Annotated in this window: 24 protein-coding genes; 14 read left to right on the top strand and 10 right to left on the bottom strand. The window is 59.3% G+C overall.

The annotated features are described in order from the left end of the window. Positions 1-81: 81 nt before the first annotated feature. On the bottom strand, positions 82-1,668 hold the full coding sequence (locus PMA3_RS29495) for an ABC transporter substrate-binding protein (protein WP_064680432.1): 1,587 nt from the start codon (positions 1,666-1,668) through the stop codon (positions 82-84). Between the two features lie 445 nt (positions 1,669-2,113). Between PMA3_RS29495 and rpmB the strand changes: the two genes are divergently transcribed. Continuing rightward, on the top strand, positions 2,114-2,347 hold the full coding sequence (gene rpmB, locus PMA3_RS29490; RefSeq protein ID WP_003176907.1) for a 50S ribosomal protein L28: 234 nt from the start codon (positions 2,114-2,116) through the stop codon (positions 2,345-2,347). A gap of 11 nt (positions 2,348-2,358) precedes the next feature. Beyond that, the gene (gene rpmG / locus PMA3_RS29485; RefSeq protein WP_007894709.1) at positions 2,359-2,514 is read left to right on the top strand and encodes a 50S ribosomal protein L33; all 156 of its coding nucleotides are present in this window, start codon (positions 2,359-2,361) and stop codon (positions 2,512-2,514) included. 94 nt (positions 2,515-2,608) lie between these two features. On the opposite strand, the gene PMA3_RS29480 is transcribed toward rpmG, so the two are convergent. The 3 genes from PMA3_RS29480 to PMA3_RS29470 form a co-directional block, all read right to left on the bottom strand. Next, positions 2,609-2,827: an I78 family peptidase inhibitor gene (locus PMA3_RS29480; RefSeq protein ID WP_064680431.1), complete on the bottom strand. Its 219-nt coding sequence runs from the start codon at positions 2,825-2,827 to the stop codon at positions 2,609-2,611. A 17-nt stretch (positions 2,828-2,844) separates the two neighbouring features. Beyond that, positions 2,845-3,057 (bottom strand): I78 family peptidase inhibitor, encoded by a 213-nt coding sequence (locus tag PMA3_RS29475; protein ID WP_064680430.1) that lies wholly within the window; start codon positions 3,055-3,057, stop codon positions 2,845-2,847. A 191-nt stretch (positions 3,058-3,248) separates the two neighbouring features. Further along, a complete protein-coding gene (locus tag PMA3_RS29470; protein WP_064680429.1) occupies positions 3,249-3,611 on the bottom strand; it encodes a cupin domain-containing protein in 363 nt (120 codons plus the stop codon). Positions 3,612-3,849: 238 nt separating this feature from the next. Here PMA3_RS29470 and PMA3_RS29465 point away from each other — a divergent pair, with 238 nt between their 5' ends. From PMA3_RS29465 to PMA3_RS29455, 3 genes are all read left to right on the top strand, one after another. Beyond that, positions 3,850-5,343 carry an aldehyde dehydrogenase gene (locus tag PMA3_RS29465; RefSeq protein ID WP_064680428.1) on the top strand — a complete coding sequence of 498 codons (1,494 nt, stop codon included), beginning with the start codon at positions 3,850-3,852 and terminating at the stop codon, positions 5,341-5,343. 154 nt (positions 5,344-5,497) lie between these two features. Next, positions 5,498-6,676 (top strand): integrase core domain-containing protein, encoded by a 1,179-nt coding sequence (locus PMA3_RS29460; RefSeq protein ID WP_064675632.1) that lies wholly within the window; start codon positions 5,498-5,500, stop codon positions 6,674-6,676. Between the two features lie 141 nt (positions 6,677-6,817). Beyond that, a complete protein-coding gene (locus PMA3_RS29455) occupies positions 6,818-7,963 on the top strand; it encodes an MFS transporter (RefSeq protein WP_064680427.1) in 1,146 nt (381 codons plus the stop codon). Positions 7,964-8,023: 60 nt separating this feature from the next. On the opposite strand, the gene PMA3_RS29450 is transcribed toward PMA3_RS29455, so the two are convergent. Next, positions 8,024-9,589: a phospholipase D family protein gene (locus PMA3_RS29450; protein ID WP_064680426.1), complete on the bottom strand. Its 1,566-nt coding sequence runs from the start codon at positions 9,587-9,589 to the stop codon at positions 8,024-8,026. Positions 9,590-9,648: 59 nt separating this feature from the next. Beyond that, positions 9,649-11,082 (bottom strand): aminotransferase-like domain-containing protein, encoded by a 1,434-nt coding sequence (locus PMA3_RS29445; protein ID WP_064680425.1) that lies wholly within the window; start codon positions 11,080-11,082, stop codon positions 9,649-9,651. Between the two features lie 179 nt (positions 11,083-11,261). On the opposite strand from PMA3_RS29445, the gene PMA3_RS29440 reads away from it, so the two are divergent. After that, complete coding sequence (locus PMA3_RS29440; RefSeq protein ID WP_064680424.1) at positions 11,262-11,507, top strand: DUF1127 domain-containing protein; 246 nt, start codon at positions 11,262-11,264, stop codon at positions 11,505-11,507. Positions 11,508-11,650: 143 nt separating this feature from the next. On the opposite strand, the gene PMA3_RS29435 is transcribed toward PMA3_RS29440, so the two are convergent. After that, on the bottom strand, positions 11,651-12,964 hold the full coding sequence (locus tag PMA3_RS29435; RefSeq protein ID WP_064680423.1) for an NAD(P)/FAD-dependent oxidoreductase: 1,314 nt from the start codon (positions 12,962-12,964) through the stop codon (positions 11,651-11,653). Between the two features lie 147 nt (positions 12,965-13,111). Here PMA3_RS29435 and PMA3_RS29430 point away from each other — a divergent pair, with 147 nt between their 5' ends. Continuing rightward, on the top strand, positions 13,112-13,465 hold the full coding sequence (locus PMA3_RS29430; protein WP_064680422.1) for a YkgJ family cysteine cluster protein: 354 nt from the start codon (positions 13,112-13,114) through the stop codon (positions 13,463-13,465). A gap of 125 nt (positions 13,466-13,590) precedes the next feature. On the opposite strand, the gene PMA3_RS29425 is transcribed toward PMA3_RS29430, so the two are convergent. Then, a complete protein-coding gene (locus PMA3_RS29425; protein ID WP_003206849.1) occupies positions 13,591-14,079 on the bottom strand; it encodes an Lrp/AsnC ligand binding domain-containing protein in 489 nt (162 codons plus the stop codon). 156 nt (positions 14,080-14,235) lie between these two features. Between PMA3_RS29425 and dadA the strand changes: the two genes are divergently transcribed. From dadA to PMA3_RS29395, 6 genes are all read left to right on the top strand, one after another. Next, complete coding sequence (dadA, locus tag PMA3_RS29420) at positions 14,236-15,540, top strand: D-amino acid dehydrogenase (protein WP_064680827.1); 1,305 nt, start codon at positions 14,236-14,238, stop codon at positions 15,538-15,540. After that, complete coding sequence (locus tag PMA3_RS29415; protein WP_064680421.1) at positions 15,512-15,865, top strand: RidA family protein; 354 nt, start codon at positions 15,512-15,514, stop codon at positions 15,863-15,865. The genes dadA and PMA3_RS29415 overlap by 29 nt, the downstream gene beginning before the upstream one ends. Before the next feature lie 110 nt (positions 15,866-15,975). After that, positions 15,976-17,049 carry an alanine racemase gene (gene alr, locus PMA3_RS29410; protein ID WP_064680420.1) on the top strand — a complete coding sequence of 358 codons (1,074 nt, stop codon included), beginning with the start codon at positions 15,976-15,978 and terminating at the stop codon, positions 17,047-17,049. Between the two features lie 127 nt (positions 17,050-17,176). Further along, positions 17,177-17,725: a cupin domain-containing protein gene (locus PMA3_RS29405; RefSeq protein WP_064680419.1), complete on the top strand. Its 549-nt coding sequence runs from the start codon at positions 17,177-17,179 to the stop codon at positions 17,723-17,725. Between the two features lie 170 nt (positions 17,726-17,895). Next, on the top strand, positions 17,896-18,321 hold the full coding sequence (locus PMA3_RS29400) for a c-type cytochrome (protein WP_305881750.1): 426 nt from the start codon (positions 17,896-17,898) through the stop codon (positions 18,319-18,321). A 262-nt stretch (positions 18,322-18,583) separates the two neighbouring features. After that, entirely contained in the window at positions 18,584-20,509 is a 1,926-nt protein-coding gene (locus tag PMA3_RS29395; protein WP_064680418.1) for an acetyl-CoA hydrolase/transferase C-terminal domain-containing protein, read from the top strand. A 126-nt stretch (positions 20,510-20,635) separates the two neighbouring features. Here the strand turns inward: PMA3_RS29395 and PMA3_RS29390 are convergent, their stop codons facing one another. Together PMA3_RS29390 and rep are read right to left on the bottom strand one after the other, a co-directional pair. Next, the gene (locus PMA3_RS29390) at positions 20,636-21,208 is read right to left on the bottom strand and encodes a xanthine phosphoribosyltransferase (RefSeq protein ID WP_018927509.1); all 573 of its coding nucleotides are present in this window, start codon (positions 21,206-21,208) and stop codon (positions 20,636-20,638) included. Positions 21,209-21,277: 69 nt separating this feature from the next. After that, positions 21,278-23,287 carry a DNA helicase Rep gene (rep, locus tag PMA3_RS29385; protein ID WP_064680417.1) on the bottom strand — a complete coding sequence of 670 codons (2,010 nt, stop codon included), beginning with the start codon at positions 23,285-23,287 and terminating at the stop codon, positions 21,278-21,280. A gap of 262 nt (positions 23,288-23,549) precedes the next feature. Between rep and PMA3_RS29380 the strand changes: the two genes are divergently transcribed. Then, entirely contained in the window at positions 23,550-25,223 is a 1,674-nt protein-coding gene (locus PMA3_RS29380) for a putative bifunctional diguanylate cyclase/phosphodiesterase (protein ID WP_064680416.1), read from the top strand. The last annotated feature ends 90 nt before the right edge of the window (positions 25,224-25,313 follow it).

Raw genomic sequence — 25,313 nt, 5'->3', positions numbered from 1 at the left:
GTGTGTCAGGCAACATTGATGTCGACTGACACGCCCCCTTCGCGAGCAAGCCCGCTCCCACAGGATTTGTGGCGACGCTGATTATTTGAGGCTGACCTTCGAGTAATCCTGGCGACCAAATGGGCTGACCGAGTACCCCTCGACATCCTTGCGTGTCAGCGCAAAGGCCGTCGGGTGGGCCAGCGGCAGCCATAGCGCCTGCTGCTGGATCTGCGCCTGGGCCTGTTCGTAGAGCTTGGTGCGCACACCTTGTTCGCTGGTGGTTTTGCCGGCGCTGATCTGCTTGTCCAGATCCTGGTTGCAGTAGCGGGCGAAGTTGGTGCCGGACTTGAGTGCGGCACAGGAAAACTGTGGCGTGAGGAAGTTGTCCGGGTCCCCATTGTCGCCGGCCCAGCCCATGAAAAGCAGGTCGTGTTCACCAGCCTTGGCGCGGCGAATCAACTCGCCCCATTCGATCACCCGAATCTCGGCCTGGATACCGATCTGCGCGAGGTCCGATTGCAGCATTTGAGCGCTGAGGCTCGGGTTCGGGTTGAGCAGGCTGCCCGAAGGTCGGGTCCAGATAGTGGTGTTGAAACCGTCCTTGAGCCCGGCCTTGGCCATCAATGCCCGCGCTTTTTCGACGTCATGCGGGTAGCCCGGCAAACCTTTGGCGTAACTCCAGGTGTTCGGCGGGTAGGGGCCATTGGCGGGCTCGGCGGTGTCTTCGAACACGGCCTTGACGTAGTTGGCCTTGTCGAACGCGAGGTTGATCGCCTGGCGCACTTCAGGCTTGTCCAGCGGTGGATGCTGGCTGTTGATGGCGACGAACGCGGTCATGAACGCGTCAGTCTTTTCCACTTTCAATGTGGGTTCCTTCAACGCCGATTGTACGTCCAGAGGCTTGGGCGACAGGGCGATCTGGCACTCATTGCGGCGCAATTTCTGCAGGCGCACGTTGGCATCCGGAGTGATGGCGAAGATCAGCGGGTCCACTGAGGGCTTGCCACGGAAGTAGTCCGGGTTCGCCTTATAGCGAATCGAGGCATCTTTCTGGAAGCGCGTGAAGATGAAAGGGCCGGTGCCGATCGGCTGGCTGTTGAGCTTCTCCGGGTTGCCTGCCTTCATCAGTTTGTCGGCGTATTCGGCCGAATAGATCGAGGCGAATCCCATGCTCAAGGTCGGAAGGAAGGTCGAGTCCGGATGATCGAGGGTGAAGCGCACGGTCAATGGGTCCAGCGCGTCGATCTTCTTGATCAATGCAGGCAACTGCATCGACTGGGCATGGGGGAAGCCGCTCTGGGCCACTTTGTGCCACGGATTGGCGGGGTCGAGCATGCGGTCGAAGCTGAACTTCACGTCTTCGGCGGTCAGGTCGCGCGTCGGGCTGAAGTATTCGGTCCGGTGGAATTTCACTTTTGGATGCAGCTTGAAGACATAGGTCAAGCCATCAGGGGTGACTTCCCAGCTGTCCGCGAGGCCCGCGACCACTTTGCCACTGGCGGTGTCGAAGTCCACCAGGCGGTTCATCAGCACATCGGCCGAGGCGTTGGTGGTGGTCAGCGAGTTGTATTGCACCACGTCGAAGCCTTCAGGACTGGCCTCGGTGCAGACACTCAAGGCTGCCGCCATAGCCTGTGGGCTCAGCAGAAGCGGGGCAAGCAACAGCGGTAGGGCAGCGAGGCGCATGGTCGGATTCCTTTACAGATCGAAGGCCCATCTGCAAGAGCAGTCTGGAAAAGGCTTACCCTAGTGGGCTCTTTTGCAAATGACTATCCCCTTTTTCATTTTAAGGGGAGTATGTGCGATTGATTGGAGTGTGCGGCGGTTGGCAAAACCCTGGGCTGGTGGCTCTGCCGATTTTCTGCGACGAGTGGTCGCTATCGACGACAGCCTTTGTCTTGGGCGTTCGGAGCCAGAAAAAACCGGTTTTTATCAACTCAACGCACACGGAATGTTGTTGCTCTTCAGTCTTTCTGGTATAAAGCAGCGCTCTTTTCTAGGGGCCCGGTTCCTTCACTGTAGGTGTAGCCGGTAAGACCTCTAAAGAAACGCGGCGCCTGGCGCCAAATGACTGAGAGATTAAGCGGCCAACCCATGCCGGGTTGGGCATGTGGTTTTAGAGGGCTGAGGCATGTCGAGAGTCTGTCAAGTTACCGGTAAGGGTCCGGTGACTGGGAATAACATTTCCCACGCAAACAACAAAACCCGTCGTCGTTTCCTGCCGAACCTGCAGCATCACCGCTTCTGGGTTGAAGAAGAGAAACGTTTTGTGCGTCTGCGCGTATCTGCCAAAGGCATGCGTATCATCGACAAGCGCGGCATCACTGTCGTGCTGGCCGAAATCCGCGCCGCTGGCAAGATCTAAGGGAGCTAATCATGCGTGAATTGATTCGTTTGATTTCGAGCGCCGGTACTGGTCACTTCTACACTACCGACAAGAACAAGCGCACTACCCCGGACAAAATCGAGATCAAGAAATTTGATCCGGTTGTTCGTAAGCACGTGATCTACAAAGAAGGCAAAATCAAGTAATTGATTTTCCCTCTTACAAAAAAGGCCCGTATCGCGAGATACGGGCCTTTTTTGTTGGGCGTGAAGCAGGTTGCTTCATCAGTGCGGGGATGGATCAACCGCAGTTGATGCTGACAATGATTCCGTCGGCATTGGAGTGCAGATTGATTCGTCGCGGGCGCAGGTCGAAAGTCGAGGGATACGTTGGCCCAGTGGCCCGCACGGGAGCCCCATTGGCCAAGGCGCGAACCTCATCGAGCAACTCGGGCGTGCATTTTTGACCAAGGGTGTATTGGGCGACCGAAACGTCACATTGATCTGAATAGTCAGGCATGGTGCCTCCTTGCCAAATCAATTGCCCATGGTGACATGGGTGATGATTTCGTTTTCGACCAGCAGATTGATACGTGCAGGGTTGTAGTCTCTGGTCATGATGTAGCCGATGCCTCGCGGTCGTACGGCCAGGCCGGTCTTGTTGGCGAGTTCTGCACGCAGCTCCTCGGAGTATTGCTGGCCGACGTATTGCTTTGCGGTGTCCAGGTGTTGTTGCAAATCGATGCTCATGTATTGCTTCCTTGCGGTCGTTGGATAGAGCGGATGCGCTCCCGTCATCCGTCATGGATGGCGTGGGGGAATAGTGGAATAGCCCCGATCATTTATCACCTGTCGGTCTGTGTCACTATATTTGCCCAGCGCGCGGCCAATAAAAAGCCCATCGGCAGGGATGGGCTTTCGGTGGCTTAAATCGCCCGCTCTCAGGCTTTTTGTTCGAACGCCACGTAGATCTTGCGGCAGGGCTCCAACACCTCCCAGGTGCCCCTAAACCCGGCTGGTATGACGAAGCGATCGCCCGCGCGCACGGTTTTGCTGTTGCCGTCGTTGTCGCGCAGCACTGAAACGCCCTGAACGATCTCGCAATATTCGTGTTCGGTGAAATTCACATGCCACTGACCGACTGCACCTTCCCAAACGCCAGCGTTCAGCTGACCGCAAGGGCTGTTGTAGTGGTTGTAAACCACTTGCTCGGGATCGCCCTTGAGGACTTTTGCCGGGTCTGGCCGATAGCGCTCGGGATCGGTAGCGGCCTGGCTGAAGTCGACGATGTTCTGGATGCTCATTGTTGTAATCCCCCGTGATTGCGGCGCGAGTGGTTGGAAAGTCCAAAGTCTATGTTTATTAAAATGAACATCGCAAGGCCGTTTACCGGCCTTTTGTCAAATATATTGAAACATGAGGTGTGGCTGGTTTAGGGTGGCAGTTGCCTGGGGCCGAAAAGCAGGCTGGCCGGGCAGAAATTCCTGACAGCACCCGCGAAGACCGCGCAGTGCTCGTATTCAACAAGAGGAGGACACTCGTATGACCACCCTGACTCGTGCCGATTGGGAGCAACGGGCTCGCGATCTGAAGATCGAAGGCCGTGCCTATATCAATGGCGAATACACCGATGCCGTCTCCAGCGAGACCTTCGAGTGCATCAGCCCTGTCGATGGCCGTCTGCTGGGCAAGATCGCCAGCTGTGACGCCGCCGACGCCCAGCGCGCTGTTGAAAACGCTCGCGCCACGTTCAATTCCGGCGTCTGGTCGCGCCTGGCACCGACCAAGCGCAAAGCCACCATGATTCGCTTCGCCAGCCTGCTCAAGCAGCATGCCGAAGAGCTGGCGCTGCTTGAAACCCTGGACATGGGCAAGCCGATCAGCGACTCCCTGTACATCGACGTTCCCGGCGCGGCGCAAGCCCTGAGCTGGAGCGGTGAAGCCATCGACAAGATCTACGACGAAGTCGCCGCGACTCCGCACGACCAGCTCGGCCTGGTCACTCGCGAGCCTGTCGGTGTGGTTGGCGCCATCGTGCCATGGAACTTCCCGTTGATGATGGCCTGCTGGAAACTCGGCCCGGCGCTGTCCACCGGTAATTCGGTGATCCTCAAACCGTCCGAAAAATCGCCGCTGACCGCTATTCGCATCGCTGCGCTGGCCGTCGAAGCCGGCATTCCGAAAGGGGTGCTGAACGTCCTGCCGGGCTACGGTCACACCGTCGGCAAGGCCCTGGCCCTGCACAATGATGTGGACACCCTGGTGTTCACCGGTTCGACCAAGATCGCCAAGCAGTTGCTGATTTACTCCGGCGAATCGAACATGAAGCGCGTCTGGCTCGAAGCCGGCGGCAAAAGCCCGAACATCGTGTTCGCCGACGCGCCGGACCTGCAAGCGGCCGCCGAATCGGCTGCCAGCGCCATTGCGTTCAACCAGGGCGAAGTCTGCACCGCCGGTTCGCGTCTGCTGGTCGAGCGTTCGATCAAGGACACTTTCCTGCCGTTGGTGATCGAGGCATTGAAAGCCTGGAAGCCGGGCAACCCGCTGGACCCGGCGACCAATGTTGGCGCTTTGGTGGATACCCAGCAGATGAACACCGTCTTGTCCTACATCGAGTCCGGTCACACCGACGGCGCTAAACTGGTGGCTGGCGGCAAGCGCATTCTCGAGGAAACCGGTGGCACTTACGTTGAGCCGACGATTTTCGACGGCGTCAGCAATGCGATGAAAATCGCTCAGGAAGAGATCTTTGGTCCGGTGTTGTCGGTGATTGCGTTTGAAACCGCCGAGGAAGCTATTCAGATCGCCAACGACACGCCTTACGGCCTCGCCGCAGCGGTGTGGACCAAGGATATTTCCAAGGCGCATCTGACCGCCAAGGCACTGCGCGCCGGTAGTGTGTGGGTCAACCAGTACGATGGCGGCGACATGACCGCGCCATTCGGTGGCTTCAAGCAGTCCGGCAACGGTCGCGACAAGTCGCTGCACGCGTTCGACAAGTACACCGAGCTGAAGGCGACCTGGATCAAGTTGTAAGCCAGTGAAGGAGCCCGGTAGTCAATCGGGCTCCTGAACAACGCAGATCCCTTGTGGGAGCGGGCTTGCTCGGGTAGAAACCGGAGACATCCTTTACGTTTTAAACCGGAGACATCGTTTACAGGTATGAAATACGGTCAGGAGGTGCCTGACCATGCCCTGGAATCGAGAGTCCCCAATGGATCAACGAATCAAACTCATAGGCGACTGGCTGCAAGGCAGCTATTCCAAAAGCGAGTTGGCCCGTCACTACGGGCTCAGCCGACCCACTTTGGATAAATGGCTTGCGCGCTACGAAACACAGGGCATTGATGGGCTCAAGGAACTGTCACGGCGTCCGCATACGAGCCCTTTCAAAATCAGCGATGAGGTGCTTGAGCTGCTAGTCGCGTACAAGCGCGAGCATCACAGCTGGGGACCTGAGAAGCTGGTGCATAACCTTAAGATTGATCATCCAGAGTTGTCTTGGCCAACAGTCAGCACGGCAGGCGAATGGCTTAAGCGAGCAGGTCTGGTGCAAAAACGTCGTTTCCTCAATCGCCCGCCAGCGGGGAAAAATCCGCTGCGCGACGCTACTGCGCCTAATCAGACATGGGCGGCGGATTTCAAAGGTGACTTCGCGCTTCAGAACGGCCAACGTTGTTACCCACTGACCATTACTGATCACGTCAGCCGATTTCTATTGCTGTGCAGAGCGCAAAGCAGCGTTGCCGGGGCTCGCGAAGGGTTCGACTGGGCGTTTCGGGAGTACGGGTTGCCTAATGTGATTCGCACAGACAACGGCTCCCCCTTTGCCTCCACCGGCATTTCGCGCATATCCAGCCTGGCGGCTTGGTGGATACGCCTAGGGATCTACCCTGAGCGAATCCAGCCGGGGCGGCCTGACCAGAATGGCCGTCATGAGCGCATGCATCGAACGCTCAAGGCTGCATTACTTCATGCGCCTGAACGTAATCTGGTGGAACAACAGTTGGCATTTGAACAGTTTCGACAGGAGTTCAATTACGTAAGACCTCATAAGGCTTTAGAGATGAAGGTTCCTGCGGATCTGTATAAGCCTTCGCCAAGGCAGTACGACGGACGCGTGCCTGAGGCTGATTACGCTTCGGATATGAGGATCCGCATGATCCGACAAAATGGATCGATGAAATGGAAAGGCAAAATGATTTTCGTCAGTGAATCTTTGGCAGGTGAGGCGCTAGGACTGAAGGAAGTGGACGATGATGTGTGGGATATTTACCTTTGCAACTACCTTTTAGGCAGACTGAAAAGCGGCGAGAGCCGCCTTTCAAGCCAACAGAAACGTAAAGGATGTCCCCGGTTTCAGTCGTAAAGGATGTGTCCGTTTCTACATCGCGAAGGCGCCGTAACAGCCAACGATGATGTTGGATGTGATGGCCTCTTCGCGAGCAAGCCCGCTCCCACATTTGTTTTGTGTCGTCTGTGAAAAATAATATCCACAGGAGCGTGGAACATGCGTTGGGCGACTTATTTCGCCGTGTTGGCGTCTGTCTTGAGTGTCGGCCTGGCCCTGGGCGTCAGCATGCCGTTGGTATCGTTTCGCCTCGAAGGCTGGGGTTACGGTTCTTTCGCCATTGGTGTCATGGCCTCGATGCCGGCCATTGGCGTGCTGTTGGGTGCGAAGATCTCCAGCCACCTGGCGGCCCGTCTCGGTACGGCCAACCTGATGCGCCTGTGCCTGTGGGCCGGGGCGTTGTCCATCGGTTTGCTGGCGCTACTGCCGAGCTATCCGGTCTGGCTGGTGTTGCGGCTGATGATCGGGGTGATCCTGACTCTCGTCTTCATCCTCGGGGAAAGCTGGATCAACCAGCTTGTGCTGGAAGAGTGGCGCGGGCGACTGGTGGCGCTTTACGGCAGCAGCTATGCATTGAGCCAACTGGCCGGACCGTTGCTGCTGGGCGTGCTGGGCACCGACCATGATTACGGTTTCTGGGTCGGCGTCGGTTTGCTGATTGCAGCACCCTTTCTATTGCTGGGTCGCAGCGGTGCACCGACCAGCGAAGCCTGCAGCGTGACCTTCAGTGACTTGCTGGGCTTTTGCCGTGGCCTGCCGGCAATTGCCTGGGCGGTGTCATTGTTTGCGGCGTTTGAAGCGATGATCCTGACCTTGTTGCCGGTGTACTGCCTGCGTCAGGGGTTCACCACCGACATTGCCCTGGCGATGGTCAGCACCGTGGTGGTGGGTGATGCCTTGCTGCAGTTGCCGATTGGGGCGCTGGCGGATCGCTTGTCGCGGCGCACGCTGTTCACCGGCTGTGCGGTCATTTTGCTGATATCGAGCCTGGCGATCCCATTATTGATCGACACGCTGCTGATCTGGCCGTTGTGGGTATTGTTCGGCGCCAGTGCCGGCGGCCTGTTCACCTTGTCCCTGATCCTGATCGGCGAGCGCTATCGCGACGATGCGTTGGTGCGAGCCAATGCGCATATTGCGCAGCTGTGGGGGATCGGTTGCCTGATCGGTCCGTTGGCGGCCGGAGCCGGCAGCCAGTGGATCAGTGGTCACGCCTTGCCGCTGTTGATGGCGGCCGGGGCGTTCGGATTGGTGATTCTGCTGTCGCGGCAAGGGGCGTTTGGCGCGGTCGCCGAGCCCGTTTGACGCAAAACTGCCAGTCAGCCACATACCCTGTGGGAGCTTCGCACTACCGTTCCCACAGGGTTACAACAGGCGCTCCAGGCCGACCGCGGTACTGAACCAGGAATTGAACCGCCGCCACCAACTCCCCGGTTCTTTGGTCAATACATGCATTTTGCCGTCGTCTTCAGTCACCCAGACGACACGATCATTTTCCAGCTTCACCTGATAACTCAGGGTTGGCGCCATACCCTCCAGTGCCGCTCTCTGCACGTACGCGGCGAGTTCCGGGCTGTCTACCAGTACGCCAACCTCTGTGTTCCACAGTACAGAGCGCGGGTCGAAATTGAACGAGCCAATGAACGATTTCTGCTGGTCGAAAATAATGGCCTTGCTGTGCAGGCTGGAATCGGAACCCCGGTAGGAGCGGCTGTAAAATACCGGCCCGCTGCCACCACCTTCGCCGGGCTGACGACGCAACTCGTAGAGCTTCACCCCATGCTCCAGCAATGCCTTGCGATAAGGTGCGTAGCCGCCATGCACGGCCGGTACGTCGGTGGCTTCAAGGGAGTTGGTCAGCATGCTCACCGACACCCCGGCATCGGCCCGGCCGGTGAGGTAAACCATTCCCGGCTGGCCGGGCACGAAGTACGCCGAAATCATGATCAGCTCTTTGCTGACACCCGTAAGTTCGGGCGCCAATTGCGTGGTCAGTAGCAAATGTGGATCGGGTTCACCCTTCGAAAGTACTTTGCTGGGTGCATCCCACAGTGCCTGGCTCCAGGCCCAGATCAACTCGCGTCGCCAGATATCCATCCGTGGATTGGTGGTGAAGGTCATCAGTTGCTGATACAGCGCATGATTCTGTTTGCGCGTTTCTTCCAGCGATTCGTCCAGGCGGGTGCGGCTGTTCTGCAGATCCGTTTGCGTCGGTTTGTGCGACAGAAACTCATCGATCGGTTTGCTCAGCGCGCTGTTCCAGTATTGATCGAAGCTGTATCCGAGTTGCTCGGCGACCGGGCCGATGCCGAGCATGTCGATGTCGGTAAAATTCAGGTTAGGCTCGGCATCGAAATACTCGTCGCCCAAATTGCGCCCGCCCACGATCGCCGCGCTGTTGTCCGCAAGCCATAATTTGTTGTGCATGCGACGGTGTTGCAGCGACAGGTTGAACAGCCTGCCCATGGCTCGCGTCACGCCCGTGGCACGGCCCAGGTGCAGTGGATTGAACAGGCGGATCTCGATCTGCGGATGCGCTGCCAGCGTGCCGATGGTCCAGTCGAGGCCGTCGCTGGTGGTGTCGTCGAGCAGGATCCTCACCCGCACGCCGCGGTCGGCAGCCTTGAGCAATTCGTCCACCAGCATCCGGGTGCTGATCCCGTCATGGACAATGTAGTACTGCAAATCGAGACTGCTCTGGGCGTTGCGAATCAGTTCGGCGCGGGCAGTGAAGGCTTCACTGCTGTTGGACAGCAAGCGAAATCCGGATTTGCCTTCATGGGAAGCCGCCTGGGCTTGAATCGAGCGACCGAACGCCGAATCGCTGGCAGGCAGCGCCTGGCTCGGTTCGCGTTGAACGTCGAAGCTGGCGCAACCGCCAAGCAAGGAAGTGAGAAGGAGAAGCGCAAGCAGGGGCAGTCTGGATCTCACGTAGGATTGTTCCGATTGGCGGCCGTTGTCGGCATAGGACGCCGATTCCCGAAGAAAGGTCAGTCGGTGCAGCTGTCTGTTTCCGCCAGCAGTCTGATTGCCGCAGCGCCGACCTTGCGTACCGCTTCTTCAATCTGTGGTGTTGGTTTGGCAGCGTAGTTCATCCGCAGGCAATTGCGGTACTTGCCCGAGGCGGAAAAGATGCTGCCGACCGCAATCTGTACGCCCTGGTCGTGCAAGGCGCGATTGAGTTTCAGGGTGTCGAAGCCATCCGGCAGTTCAACCCAGAGCATGAAGCTGCCTTGCGGACGACTGGCTCGGGTGCCCGCCGGAAAGTAGCGGGTGACCCAGTCGATCATGGCGTCGCGATTGCGTTGGTATTGGCTGCGCATGCGCCGCAAATGCGGTTCGAAGTGTCCAGCCTTGAGGAATTCGGCAATGGCGATCTGCGGTTGCGGCGCCGTGGAGCCGGTGCTGATGTATTTCATGTGCAGCACCCGTTCCAGATAACGGCCCGGTGCCACCCAGCCGATGCGCAGGCCCGGTGCCAGCGTCTTGGAAAAAGAGCTGCAGAGCAGGACGCGACCATCCTCGTCGAAGGACTTGATCGTGCGCGGTCGCGGATAGGTGTAGGAAAGTTCGCCATACACATCATCCTCGATGATCGCCACGTCAAAGCGCTGTGCCAGGTTCAACAACGCGCGTTTGCGCGGTTCCGGCATGATGTAGCCCAACGGGTTGTTGCAGTTTGGGGTCAACTGTATGGCCTTGATCGGCCATTGTTCCAGTGCCAGTTCCAGCGCGTCGAGGCTGATCCCGGTGAGCGGGTCGGTAGGGATTTCCAGGGCTTTCATGCCCAGGCCCTTGAGGGTCTGCATGGCGCCGTGAAAGCTTGGCGAATCCACGGCCACGATATCCCCCGGCTCGCAAATGGCCCGGATGCTGGTGGACAGCGCTTCGTGGCAACCGGTGGTGACCACCAGGTCGCTGGCGCTCAACTGGCAGCCGGAGTCCAGCATCAGGCGGGCGATCTGTTCGCGCAGTTCGAGGGTGCCGTAGATATTGTCGTAATACAGGCCGGGCATGTCCTGCCGCCGGCTGATCCGTGCCAGGCCGCGCAGCAACGGTTTCATGGTCGGCGTGGTGATGTCCGGCATGCCGCGACCCAGTTGCACCACGTCCTTGCGTGGCACCGCGCGAATCAATTCCAGGACCTGATCCCACTGGGAAATATCCACTGGCCGCTGCGCCGGGCGGCCAATCGCCGGCAGCTCCGGGAGCGCTCGACTCACCGGCACGAAATAGCCTGACTTGGGTTTCGGCATCGCCAGGCCGCTGTCTTCCAGCACCCGATAGGCTTGCTGCACGGTGCTCAGGCTGACGCCGTGCTCGACGCTCAACGCCCGCACCGACGGCAGCCGGTCGCCGGGGCGATAGAAGCCCTGCTCGATACGAGTGCCGAGCAACTCGGCAAGGTTGACGTAAAGGGTCATGGCGCTGTCTCGGTGTGGATCATTCGGTAAACCCATACAGATGAGGCACAAAATTATGATTCAGAGAGCAAATCAACAAATCTGTATGGAATTAATAGTTTCCTGTTGAATCTGTAATGCTTTTCGCCGCCCACGCATCATGAAAGCTCTGGCTACCCAAGTAAACAGGAGCGATCAACATGAACGGCTTGAGCGATGTGCGGCTGACGTTACGCAGTCAGGAACTGGTGGCAGGGCAAAAAAACGGAGCATGCGGGGCGGTACTGCGCAACGCACCGTCCGGCCTGGGTCGCTGGGGCTTGTTCTGGCATCGTTTGCACACGCGCCGGGCGCTGCTTACGCTGACGCCGGAGCAGCTCAGGGATGTGGGGTTGAGTTGCGAACAGGCGCGGGAGGAGGGGCTTAAGCCGTTTTGGCGGATTTGAGTGCCGTGGTGTTCTTTCGGATGCCATCGCGGGCAAGCCCGCTCCCACAATGGTCACGGGTGTTCACAAAAATTGTGTTCTCCGCCAATACCTGTGGGAGCTGGCTTGCCAGCGAAGGCGCCCGCAAAAACGCAACAAACCCCTCAGACCAACTCCTTAAGCCGATGCCACAACATCCCCAACGCCAACAACGGCGAGCGCAAATGCTTGCCGCCGGGAAACGTAATGTGCGGCACCTGGGCAAACAGATCGAACCCACCACTGTGCTGCCCACTGATCGCCTCAGCCAACAACTTGCCCGCCAAATGCGTGGCATTCACCCCATGGCCGGAATAAGCCTGGGCGTAATACACATTCGGCTGATCCTTGAGCCGCCCAATCTGCGGCAGGCGATTGGCGCCGATGCCGATCATCCCGCCCCATTGATAGTCGATCTTCACCCCGGCCAGTTGCGGGAACACCTCCAGCATCTTCGGCCGCATGTAGGCGGCGATGTCCTTCGGGTCGCGACCTGAATAATGACAAGCGCCGCCGAACAGCAAGCGTCGATCCGCCGAGAGTCGGTAGTAATCCAGCGCTACTCGCTGATCACACACCGCCATGTTCTGCGGCAGCAGTGAGTGGGCCAGTGCTTCGCTCAGGGGTTCGGTGGCGATGATGTAGCTGCCGGCGGGCAGCACCTTGCCGCTGAGTTCAGGGTTGAGATCATTGAGGTAGGCGTTGCAGCCCAGCACCAGCGTCTTGGCGCGAACCGAGCCCTGGGTGGTATGGACCTTGATCTCGGGGCCGTAATCGATGCGGGTGACGGCCGAGCGTTCGAACAGTTTCACCCCCAATTGCTGTGCGGCGGCCGCTTCGCCCAAGGCCAGGTTGAGCGGATGCAAGTGCCCCGAGCCCATGTCGATCAGGCCGCCGACGTAACGGTCGGAGCCCACAACCGAGTGCATTTCGTTGGCTTGCAGCAACCGGGTTTCGTAACGGTAGCCGAGGCCGCGCAATTCTTCGGCGTCTTCGGCAAAGCCTTCCAGGTCCCGCGGCTTGTTGGCAAGATCGCAGTAACCCCAGGTCAGGTCGCAGGGGATCTGAAAACGCTCGACCCGCTGTCGGACGATTTCCACCGCTTCCAGCCCCATGAGTTTCATCTGACGCACGCCGTCCGCACCGATCACGCTGGCGAATTGATCGAGACCGTGGCCAACGCCGCGAATCAATTGCCCGCCATTGCGACCGCTGGCGCCCCAGCCGATCTTGTGGGCTTCGAGCAGCACCACGCTGAGGCCGCGTGCGGCCAGTTCGAGCGCCGTGTTCAACCCGGAAAACCCGCCGCCGACCACGCACACATCGGCCACCAGGTCGCCTTGCAGCACCGGGTGATCAGGCTGCGGCAGACTGCTGGCGGCGTAATAGGAAGCCGTGTGCTGATGGCCTGGGACAGATTGCTGAGCACGGGCATTCATGTGCGTGTTCCCGATTCTGGTGTATAGAAAATTTGACGGAGCATAAGCCTGACCCTCCGGTACGGGCAACACTGGTCGGTTGTGACTGTCTGGATTGCGGCTTTTGCGTCAGAATCCCGGTCTATTCCGCATTCGGTCAACGCTTCGATGAGCTGCAACAGCCAGAAAATCCGCACGCTGCGCCAGCAGATTCCCTCGTTCGAGTGCGTGCCCGGTTGCCATGACTGCTGTGGGCCGGTGACCACCTCGCCGGAAGAAATGTCCCGCCTGCCGCGCAAGACCCGCGCCGAGCAGGACGCGGCGATGGATGAGCTCAATTGCGTGCACCTGGGGCCCGACGGTTGCACGGTGTATGACGAGCGGCCGTTGATCTGTCGGCTGTTCGGCACTACCAAGACCTTGCCTTGCCCCAATGGGCGAGGGCCGGTGGAGCTGATTCATCCGCGGGTCGAGAAGCAGATTCATGAGTACATGGCGTCGACCCGGCAGGTGCTTGTCTAAGGGGAAACCGAGTCGTCTTCATTCGCGAGCAAGCCCGCTCCCACAGTTGAAATGCATTCCATTGTGGGAGCGGGCTTGCTCGCGAAAGCGTCCGCTCAGGCAACAAATCCCTCTGAGTCAGACCCTCAATCCGGAATCGGCAGATTCAAGCTCTCTTTAACCTCTTCCATCACGATATAGCTCTTGGACTCCCGCACATGGGGCAGTTTGAGCAAGATATCCCCCAGCAACTTGCGGTACGAAGCCATCTCGGAAATCCGCGCTTTCACCAAATAGTCGAAATCCCCTGACACCAAATGGCACTCCAATACGTGGGGCAGTTTCAGCACCGCGCGTCGGAACTCCTCGAAAGTGTCGCCGGATTTGTAGTCGAGGCTGATTTCGACGAACACCAGCAGACTCCCCTTGAGGTGCTGCGGATTGAGCCGGGCGTTGTAGCCCATGATGATCCCCTCGCGCTCCAGCCGCCGGACCCGCTCGGTACAGGGCGTGGTCGAGAGCCCGACCTTTTCCCCCAGCTCGGTGAAGGAAATGCGCCCGTCCGCTTGCAGGATCCGCAGGATGTTGCGGTCGATCTTGTCCAGCTCACGTTTGGTCTGAGTGTTGGTACGCATAGGGGATGCGCCTCCGTGAAAAGGATTTTTGCCGAGAATTGTCGCCAAATATAGGCATTTATACAGTGAAAAGCACTGGCTAATCTTTTTTACACTGCCCACATCAACGGTCTGAACAACAAACGTCAGCGGCAAGCCGCGATGAGGGATATGAAAATGCGCGTTATGGTCTTGGGTAGCGGCGTCATCGGTACCACCAGTGCTTATTATCTGGCCCGTGCCGGATTTGAAGTGGTGGTGGTGGACCGTCAGCCGGCTGCGGCCATGGAGACCAGTTTCGCCAACGCCGGGCAGGTGTCGCCGGGTTATGCCTCGCCGTGGGCAGCGCCAGGTGTGCCGCTCAAGGCCATCAAGTGGCTGCTGCAGCGTCACGCACCGTTGGCAATCAAGGCCACCGCCAACATCGACCAATACCTGTGGATGGCGCAGATGCTGCGTAACTGCACCGCCAGCCGTTATGCGGTGAACAAAGAACGCATGGTCCGTCTGTCCGAGTACAGCCGTGACTGCCTCGACGAATTGCGCGCCGAAACCGGCATTGCCTACGAAGGCCGCAGCCTCGGTACCACTCAACTGTTCCGTACCCAGGCTCAACTCGACGGCGCCTGGAAAGACATTGCCGTGCTGAAAGAGTCCGGCGTGCCGTTCGAACTGCTCGACCGCGCCGGCATTGCCCGCGTCGAGCCGGCGCTGGCCAGCGTCACCAATATCCTCGCCGGTGCTCTGCGCCTGCCGAACGACCAGACTGGCGACTGCCAGATGTTCACCACCCGCCTGGTCGAAATGGCTACCAAACTGGGTGTGGAATTCCGCTTCGACCAGGACATTCAACGCCTGGACTACGCCGGCGACCGCATCAACGGGGTCTGGATCGACGGCAAGCTGGAAACCGCTGACCGCTACGTCCTGGCCCTCGGCAGCTACTCGCCGCAACTGCTCAAGCCGCTGGGCATCAAGGCGCCGGTGTATCCGCTCAAGGGTTATTCGCTGACCGTACCGATCACCAATCCGGCGATGGCCCCGACATCGACTATCCTCGATGAGACTTACAAGGTCGCGATCACCCGCTTCGACAACCGTATCCGCGTGGGCGGCATGGCTGAAATCGCCGGTTTTGACCTGTCGCTAAACCCGCGCCGGCGCGAAACCCTGGAGATGATCGTCAACGACCTTTATCCTCAGGGCGGCGATCTGACCCAGGCGAGTTTCTGGACCGGTCTGCGTCCGACCACACCGGACGGCACGCCGATCGTTGGCGCCACACCGTTCAAGAACCTGTTCCTGAACACCGGTCACGGTACGCTCGGTTGGACCATGGCGTGCGGCTCCGGTCGCTTGCTGGCTGACCTGATGGCGAAGAAAACGCCGCAGATCAGCGCCGAAGGCCTCGATATTTCCCGTTATGGAAGCAAAACCCAGGAGTCCGCAAAACATGTCAATCCAGCGCCAGCTCACCAATGAGCGCATGAGCCAGATCGTTGTCCACAGCGGCACCGTTTATCTGGCAGGGCAAGTCGGCGACGACATGAGTGCCGGGATTGAACAGCAGACCCGTGAAACCCTCGCCAACATCGAGCGTTTGCTGGACTTGGCCGGGACCGACAAGAGCCGTCTGTTGTCGGTGACGATTTACATGAAAGACATTGATGCGCACTTCGAAGGCATGAATGCGGTCTGGGACAAGTGGCTGCCAAAAGGCGTCGCACCGGCTCGCGCTACGGTTGAATCGAAGCTGTGCGAACCGGAGATCCTGGTGGAGCTGTCGGTTGTAGCCGCTCTGCCGTAATGGCTCTTGGATAAGTCATTCAGAACTATCCCTCTCCCGGCGCTGTAGGCGGCTTATGCCCTCAGCAGCGCCGGTTTTTATTTCCATTGACCGACCAGAAGTCTGCCGCCATGCGTCCTGCCCGTGCCCTGATCGACCTTCAAGCCCTGCGTCACAATTACCAGATCGCCCGTGAAGTCACGGGGTCCAAGGCCCTCGCTGTGATCAAGGCCGATGCCTATGGCCATGGCGCCGTGCGTTGCGCCCAGGCACTGGAAGCCGAGGCGGACGGGTTCGCCGTGGCCTGCATCGAAGAGGCTCTGGAGCTGCGCGCCGCTGGCATTCGTGCGCCGGTGTTGCTGCTCGAAGGTTTTTTCGAAGCCGATGAGCTGTCGCTGATCGTCGAGCATGATTTCTGGTGCGTGGTGCATTCGCTGTGGCAGCTTGACGCCATCGAGAAGGCCGCATTGAGCAAGCCGATCACGGTCTGGCTCAAGCTTGACTCGGGCATGCACCGGGTCGGCCTGCATCCCAAGGATTACCAGGCGGCCTATCAACGGTTGCTGGCAAGCGGCAAGGTCGCGAAGATCGTGCTGATGAGTCACTTTGCCCGCGCCGATGAGCTGCACAGTCAATCCAGTGCCGAGCAAGTGGCCGTCTTTGAAGCGGCACGTCAGGGCTTGTCCGCCGAGGTCAGCCTGCGCAACTCGCCGGCGGTGCTGGGTTGGCCGCAGATTCCAAGTGATTGGGTGCGTCCGGGCATCATGCTCTACGGCGCGACACCGTTTGAAGAAGCCAATGCCGTGGCATCACGCCTGCAACCGGTGATGACCCTCGAATCGAAGGTGATTTGTGTGCGTGAGCTCCCAGCCGGCGAGCCGATCGGTTACGGCGCGAAATTTGTCACGCCCAAGCCGATGCGCGTTGGTGTAGTGGCCATGGGTTACGCCGACGGTTATCCGCGTCAGGCGCCGACCGGGACCCCGGTGATGGTCGCCGGCCAGCGCAGCCAATTGATCGGGCGGGTGTCGATGGACATGCTTTGCATCGATTTGACCGATGTCCCGCAAGCCGGCCTCGGTTCGACCGTGGAATTGTGGGGCAAAAACATCCTCGCCAGTGACGTGGCCAAGGCCGCCGACACGATTCCTTACCAGATTTTCTGCAACTTGCGCCGGGTGCCGAAGCTCTATTCCGGGGCTTGACCCAAGGCACCCCGGACCGAAAGTCGCCTCGCCGAACAGGATTCAGGCCCAAGTGTTGTAAATACTGAACGCTGTCGCCATGATAACGCTCAATATTCCAACAACCTGAATCCTTGGAGGCGCAAGCTTGGACGTCGGTGAACGACTGCAATCCATCCGTAAGCTCAAAGGCCTTTCCCAGCGTGAACTCGCCAAACGGGCGGGCGTCACCAACAGCACCATTTCGATGATCGAGAAGAACAGCGTCAGCCCCTCGATCAGTTCGCTGCGGAAAGTGTTGGGCGGGATCCCCATGTCCATGGTCGAGTTCTTTTCCGAAGAGATCCTGCAGGAAAAACCGACTCAGATCGTCTACAAGGCCAACGAGCTGATCGACATTTCCGATGGTGCCGTGACCATGAAACTGGTCGGCCGGGCTCACCCCAGCCGGGCTATCGCCTTCCTCAATGAAATCTACCCGCCAGGCGCCGACACCGGTGAAGAGATGCTCACCCACGAGGGCGAGGAAACCGGGATTTTGCTCGAAGGAAGACTGGAACTGGTGGTCGGGCTGGAAACTTTTGTGCTCGAAGCCGGCGATAGCTACTACTTTGAAAGCACCAAGCCGCATCGTTTCCGCAATCCGTTCGATGCACCGGCGCGACTAATCAGCGCAGCGACACCCGCGAATTTTTGACAAAAGAGGCGCCCTGCCAGCATGGCGCAGGTGCCCGGACTGTTTTTCCGTTGCACAACAAGACCCCTTCGACTTTGGGGTTGTTTCAGTGTGGCGGGCTTACCGTTATACTTGCGCCCGCCTGCGAACCGTGGCCGTGGGCGTGACTAGCCACCATTGAGGGTGAACGCGTGAATCTAATTATGAAAATGCTGGCTGCACCAGCAACCGTATTGGCCCTATGGGCAGTCAGCGCTCAAGCTGCGACGAACGATGACATTGCAAAACGCCTTGAGCCAGTCGGCAAAGTCTGTGTACAAGGTCAAGAGTGCAAGGGGATGGAAGTGGCCGCTTCTGCGGGTGGCGGTGATGCCAAGACTCCAGACTCGGTGATTGCGAAACATTGCAATGCTTGCCACGGCACTGGCCTGTTGGGCGCGCCGAAAGTGGGTGACGCTGCCGCTTGGGGCGAGCGCGCCAAGAAGGAAGGCGGTCTTGATGGTTTGCTGGCAAAGGCGATCTCCGGGATCAACGCGATGCCGCCTAAAGGCACCTGCGCCGATTGCTCCGATGACGACCTCAAGGGCGCCATCCAGAAGATGTCCGGCCTGAAGTAAGGCTTCATCATTCGCAAAAAAGCCGCTTACAAACGAATTGTAGGAGCGAGCTTGCTCGCGATGGACTCAAGACCGCCGCGGTTAACCAGTTAACACGCGTCATCGTTACCGACCATCGCGAGCAAGCTCGCTCCTACAGTGGACATCATGCCGCTCGCGAGCGGCTTTTTTGTGCCTGCGATTTGCCCTTGGGACTATTCTTTGCAGCAAAGGCCCGGCAAGCCCGGTCCAACCCCATTCACGGAGCGTAAGGGAGGATCAGATGGTGCAGCTGTGTTCTATCGAGCAGGCGGTCGATGATGTTTTGGCACGATTGCCAGCGCACATCCATATGGGGTTGCCCCTCGGCCTGGGCAAACCCAACCACTTCGTCAACGCGCTGTTTCAACGCATTGCGCAACTGCCCGAACGGCAGCTGACCATTTACACCGCCCTGTGCCTCGGCCGCCCTGCGTTAGGCGACGGCCTGCAAAAGCGCTTCCTGGAACCCTTCATCGAACGGGTTTTCGGCGACTATCCGGAACTGGATTTCCTTGCGGGCCTGCACCAGGACAACCTGCCGCCCAACATTCGTATCCAGCAATTCTTCCTGCAGCCCGGCAGCCTGCTCAACAGTGCACCGGCGCAGCGCGATTACGTCAGCAGCAACTACAGTCACGCCGCCCGGGACATCAACGCCGCGGGCTTGAACCTGGTGGCGCAGCTGGTGGCGAGTCACAGCGAGCACCCCGACCGCCTGAGCCTGAGCTGTAACCCGGACATCACCCTCGACCTGTTGCCGATGATCGCCAAACGCCGTGCTGCGGGGGAGACGATCCTGCTATTGGGCCAGGTGCACAACGACTTGCCGTACATGCCCGGCGACGCGGAAATGGGTATCGATGCCTTCGACCTGTTGATTGACGAGAAAGACAGCACGACGCTGTTCTCCACGCCGAACATGCCGGTGGGGTTTCAGGATCATTTCATTGGACTGCACGCCAGCACGCTGGTGCGCGATGGCGGCACCTTGCAGATCGGTATCGGCGCCATGGGCGATGCCCTGACCGCCGCGTTGTTGGCGCGGCAAGCCGACAGTGACGGCTACAAGGCCTTGCTCGCGGACATCAATCTCAGCCAGTGGGCGCAACTGATCGATCGCGAAGGCGGCGTCGAACCCTTCGCCAAGGGCCTTTACGGCTGCAGCGAAATGTTCGCCAACGGCTTGCTGGTGCTGGCTGATGCCGGGATCGTGCGGCGCAAGGTCTACCCGGACGTGCCGACCCAACAACAGGCCAATGCCGGGACTCTCGACGAAGCCGCGCAAACCGACGGTATTTCGGTGCACGGTGGCTTTTTCCTCGGGCCCCGCCGTTTTTATGAGCGCTTGCGCGAGTTGCCCCAGAGCAAGCGACTCGAATTCAACATGACCCGCATCAGCTACATCAATGAGCTCTATGGTCAGGAAGAGCTCAAGCGCCTGCAGCGCCTGGATGCGCGCTTTATCAATACCGTGTTCACCATGACCCTGTTGGGTGCTGGTGTGGCGGATCAGCTGGAAGACGGGCGGGTGCTCAGCGGTGTTGGCGGGCAGTACAACTTTGTCGCCCAGGGCCATGCGCTGGAAGGCGCGCGTTCGGTGCTGCTACTGCGCAGTTGGCGCGAGTCGGGGGGTGACGTCAGTTCGAACATCGTCTGGGAATACGGCCATTGCACGATCCCGCGGCACCTGCGGGACATCGTGGTGACCGAATATGGCATCGCCGATTTGCGCGGCAAGACGGATGAGGCAGTCATCGAGGCATTGCTGAACATCAGCGACTCACGCTTTCAGCCAGGGTTGATCGAGCAGGCGCAGAGCGTTGGCAAATTACCGAAAGACTTCCGCCTCGATCCACGGTTTGCGGATAACAATCCTCAGCGATTGCAGGCGATTCAGGCGCAGCATCCGAATCTGTTCCCGGAGTATCCGCTGGGGTGTGATTTCACCGGGGTGGAGCGGGATGTGTTGCGGGCGCTGAACTGGTTGAAGAGCAAGTTCAAGCTCACGGAGATTCTGGAATTGGGTAAGGCTGCGCTGGATGCGCCGGAGCCTTCGACTTATCCCGAGCATCTGCAGCGAATGCAACTGACTGACCCGCAAGGGCTGAAAGAGGATTTGTTCCAGCGATTGCTGCTCACCGGCCTCAAAGCCACCGCGCAACTTTAGCCACACTGAAGATCCCTGTGGGAGCGGGCTTGCCCGCGATGGGGTAAAAACATTCAACATCCATGTTGGCTGTTACACCGCCATCGCGGGCAAGCCCGCTCCCACAGGTACAGCGGTGCAGCTGATTTACTCGATGAAGGTCACAACGCCATCTTTGAGCGACTGCACGCGAGCCAGGGATTCAACGCGGTAACCCTGCGCATCCAGCTCCGCACGCCCACCCTGGAACGACTTCTCGATCACGATTCCCAGGCCCGCCACGGTTGCGCCGGCCTGTTTGATGATCGAAATCAGCGCTTGCGACGCCTTACCGTTGGCCAAAAAGTCATCGATGATCAGCACGCGGTCGCTGCTGGTCAGGTGGCGCGGGGAGATCGCCACGGTGCTTTCAGTCTGCTTGGTGAACGAGTAGACGGTCGCCGACAGCAGGTTTTCGGTCAGGGTCAGGGACTGATGTTTGCGCGCGAAAATCACCGGCACCCCGAGGTTCAGACCGGTCATGATCGCCGGCGCAATGCCCGAGGCTTCGATGGTGACGATCTTGGTGATGCCCGAATCCTTGAACAGCGAGGCGAATTCGTCGCCGATCAGCTTCATCAGCGCCGGATCGATCTGATGGTTCAGAAAGGCGTCGACTTTCAGGACCTGATCGGACAGCACGATGCCTTCTTCGCGAATTTTCTTGTGCAGTGCTTCCACAACGGCGTCCTCTGTTGGCGCAACGGGCGCCTGGCTCGTAAAAATTGTTTGGTTAAAAAGTAGTCAATTCTAGCGCTTTAACATTGCGCGTATATCCGCCAATGCCGTATTGCCGCGCACGGCCTTCACTTCGGTCGGCGTGTCGTCGTTGCCTTCCCAGGCCAGGTCGTCCGGCGGCAATTCATCGAGGAAACGGCTCGGTGCGCAGTCGATTATCTCGCCGTATTGCTTGCGCTTGGCGGCGAAGGTGAAGGCCAGGGTCTGACGCGCACGGGTAATCCCGACGTAGGCCAGGCGGCGTTCTTCCTCGATGGTGTCGGCTTCGATGCTGGAGCGGTGCGGGAGGATTTCCTCCTCCATGCCCATAATGAACACGTAGGGAAACTCCAGGCCCTTGGAGGCGTGCAAGGTCATCATCTGCACACCTTCGGCGCCGTCTTCCTCTTCCTGCTGACGTTCCAGCATGTCGCGCAGCACGAGTTTGCCGATGGCGTCTTCGACAGTCATCTCGCCTTCTTCGTCTTTCTCCAGCGTGTTCTTCAACGCCTCGATCAGGAACCACACGTTACCCATGCGGTAATCGGCGGCCTTGTCGCTGGAGCTGTTGGTGCGCAGCCAATTCTCATAGTCGATGTCCATGACCATGCTGCGCAGCGCCGAGATCGGGTCTTCACCGGCGCACTGCTCGCGAACTCTGTCCATGAAACGCTTGAACCGCGACAGGCGATCGGTGAAACGGGCATCCAGGTGTTCGCCCAGGCCGATTTCGTCGGTGGCGGCGTACATCGAGATTTTTCGTTCGGTGGCGTAGTTGCCCAGCTTTTCCAGCGTAGTCGAACCGATTTCCCGGCGTGGGACGTTGATCACCCGCAGGAAGGCGTTGTCGTCATCCGGGTTCACGATCAGGCGGAAGTAAGCCATCAGGTCTTTGACTTCCTGACGTCCGAAAAAGCTGTTGCCGCCGGACAAACGATAAGGAACCTGGTGATGCTGCAGCTTCAGCTCGATCAACTTGGCCTGGTAGTTACCGCGATACAGGATAGCGAAATCGCTGTAAGGCCGATCGGTGCGCAAGTGCAGGCTGAGGATTTCCACGGCCACGCGCTCGGCTTCGGCGTCTTCGTTGCGGCAGCGGATCACCCGGATCTCGTCGCCGTGACCCATTTCACTCCACAGCTGCTTTTCGAATTCGTGCGGGTTGTTCGAGATCAGCACGTTGGCGCAGCGCAGGATACGGCTGGTGGAGCGATAGTTCTGCTCGAGCATGACGACTTTCAGGGACGGGTAATCGTCCTTGAGCAGCATCAGGTTTTCCGGGCGAGCGCCGCGCCAGGCGTAGATCGACTGGTCGTCGTCGCCGACCACGGTGAACTGATTACGGGTGCCGATCAGCAGCTTCACCAGCAAATATTGGCTGGCGTTGGTGTCCTGGTATTCGTCCACCAGCAGGTACCGGACTTTGTTCTGCCATTTTTCCAGGATATCGGCGTGTTCCTGGAAGAGTTTTACCGGCAGCAGGATCAGGTCGTCGAAGTCCACCGCGTTGAACGCCTTGAGCGTGCGCTGATAGTGGGTATAAACGATGGCGGCGGTCTGCTCCTTGGGGTTGCGCGCATTTTCCAGGGCTTCGGGCGGCAGGATCAGGTCGTTTTTCCAGGAGCCGATCATGTTCTTGATCTCGTCGACACCGTCATCGCCCGAGTATTCCTTCTGCATGATGTCGGTCATCAAGGCTTTGACGTCGGTCTCGTCAAAGATCGAAAAGCCCGGCTTGTAACCCAGGCGAACATGTTCCTTGCGGATGATGTTCAGGCCCAGGTTGTGAAAGGTGCACACCGTCAGGCCGCGGCCTTCGCCGCCCTTGAGCAGGGTGCCGACCCGTTCTTTCATCTCGCGCGCGGCCTTGTTGGTAAAGGTCATGGCGACGATGTACTGGGCGCGAATGCCGCAGTTCTGGATCAAGTGGGCAATCTTGCGCGTGATCACGCTGGTCTTGCCGGAGCCTGCGCCGGCGAGCACCAAAAGAGGGCCGCCGACGTAGCTCACGGCTTCTTGCTGCCGGGGATTGAGTCGGGACATACGAAATCAGGGAGTCGTTTGCGAAATGGGCCGGCATTTTAACAGGCTCAGCGAATTGTGCTGCTCTCTCCGACTTGTGACGCAGCACGCTTTCTCCAATTGCTGGTTTTGTTACTTTCACGCAGGATGCGCGCGGAATTTGCGACTAATGTTCGAAATTCGAATTCTTGGCCGCGTGTGACAACAGATGTCATTTGGTCATTGGTAACCGGCGCTGCATAATGCCCGCCGCCTACATCACTGCAGAGTCTGGGGAGCCAGCTTGTCTACGCCTGTCGAACCCTTGCGTTTGCTGCTGCTGGCCGAAGAGCCAGGGTGGGCGGCGTTGTTGCGCGAGTGTCTGGCTCCGATGGGAGGCACGGCCGTGCTGATCAGTGCGCCAAGCTGGGAGTCGGTCAGCCGTCTGTTCGATGACAGCCGCAGTGCGGTGTTATTGACGATCCCGGCACTTCAGCCGCTGCCGGGTCGTTGCAACCTGCCGACGGTTTTGCTGCTCGAGCATGAGCCGTTGTCGCCGCCCGATGGCGTGAGCGACTGGCTGGTGCGCGATCTGCTCGATCCGGGCATGCTGCGCCGTTGCCTGCGCCACGTGCGTGAGCGCGGTGTGCTGGAAAACACGCTGCGGCGCCTGGCCGAGCAAGACCCGTTGACCGGCATCGCCAACCGCCAGGGCTTCCAGACCTTGCTGGCAGCGCGGCTGGCGGAAAATGAAGGCCGCGGCCTGGCGCTCGGCCACCTCGACCTCGACAATTTCCGTCATGCCAACGACTCCCTCGGCCATCAGGCCGGCGACCGATTGATCCTGCAAGTGGTCGCTCGGCTCAAAAGCCAACTCGAAGCCTGCGACCGGCTGGCCCGGTTGGGTAGCGATGAATTCGCCTTGTTGATCGACACCCGACGCGCCCCCGAACGCGCCGAGTGGATGGCCGAACGCATCACCGAAGCGCTGGCCGAGCCCTATTGGGTCGACGGCGAAAGCCTGCTGATCGGTTCCAGTCTCGGTATTGCCCACGCCCGGGCCCAGGCCGGCGCCGACCCGCTGATGTGGCACGCGCACATTGCCATGCAGCAGGCCAAGAGCACACAGGGCTGCACCTTTCACATCTTCAACGAACGCATCAATCGCAATGCCCGCAGCATGGCTGATCTCGAAAGTGAGCTGCGCCGGGCCTTGCGTCGCGATGAGCTGGAGTTGCATTACCAGCCACGGCTGAACCTCGAGGACGGGCAAATCGTCGGCCTCGAAGCCCTGGTGCGCTGGCGTCATACTGAACGCGGCTTGCTGCCACCGAGCGAATTCGTGCCACTGGCCGAGCAAAGCGGTTTGATCGTGCCCCTGGGTTACTGGGTGATTTCCCGCGCTTTGCGGGACATGCAGGCGCTGCGCGAACGGGGTTTGCCGGCGCTGCACATGGCGATCAACCTGTCGTTCCGACAGTTTCAGGACAGCCAATTGCTGTCGACCCTGAGCCGGCTGATTGCCGAGCGCGGCGTCGAGGCGCAGTGGCTGGAGTTCGAACTGACCGAAACCGCGGTGATGCGCCGCAGCGATCTGGTGAAACAGACCATGGATGCCCTGGGGAGGCTGGGCGTACGCTTCTCCCTGGACGACTTCGGCACCGGATTCTCTTCGTTCGTGCACCTCAACAGCCTGCCGATTGCCTTGCTGAAGATCGACAAAAGCTTTGTCGGCGGCATGGAGCAGCGCGAAGAAAATCGCAAACTGGTGCATGCGATGATCAACCTGGCACACAACCTCAACCTCGAAGTGGTCGCCGAAGGTGTGGAAACGCCGGAGCAGCTGAGTCTGCTGCGCGGGTTTGGGTGTAATCAGGTGCAGGGGTATCTGATCAGCAAGCCGTTGCCGTTGGCGGGGTTGGTTGAGTATTTGACGTTTGGCAGCGGTCAGCAGTCCGCGTTGGAGGTCGTGGTTTAAACACGGGCACATGTGGGAGCGAGACCGGCTTGCCTGCGAAAGCGGTGTATCCGTCGACAGCAATGTTGACTGACATGGCGCCTTCGCCGG

It is taken from the genome of Pseudomonas silesiensis, assembly GCF_001661075.1.
Taxonomy (GTDB): Bacteria; Pseudomonadota; Gammaproteobacteria; order Pseudomonadales; family Pseudomonadaceae; genus Aquipseudomonas; species Aquipseudomonas silesiensis.
Note: the sequence above shows the minus strand (reverse complement) of the source record. Positions and strands in the feature narration are given on the sequence as shown.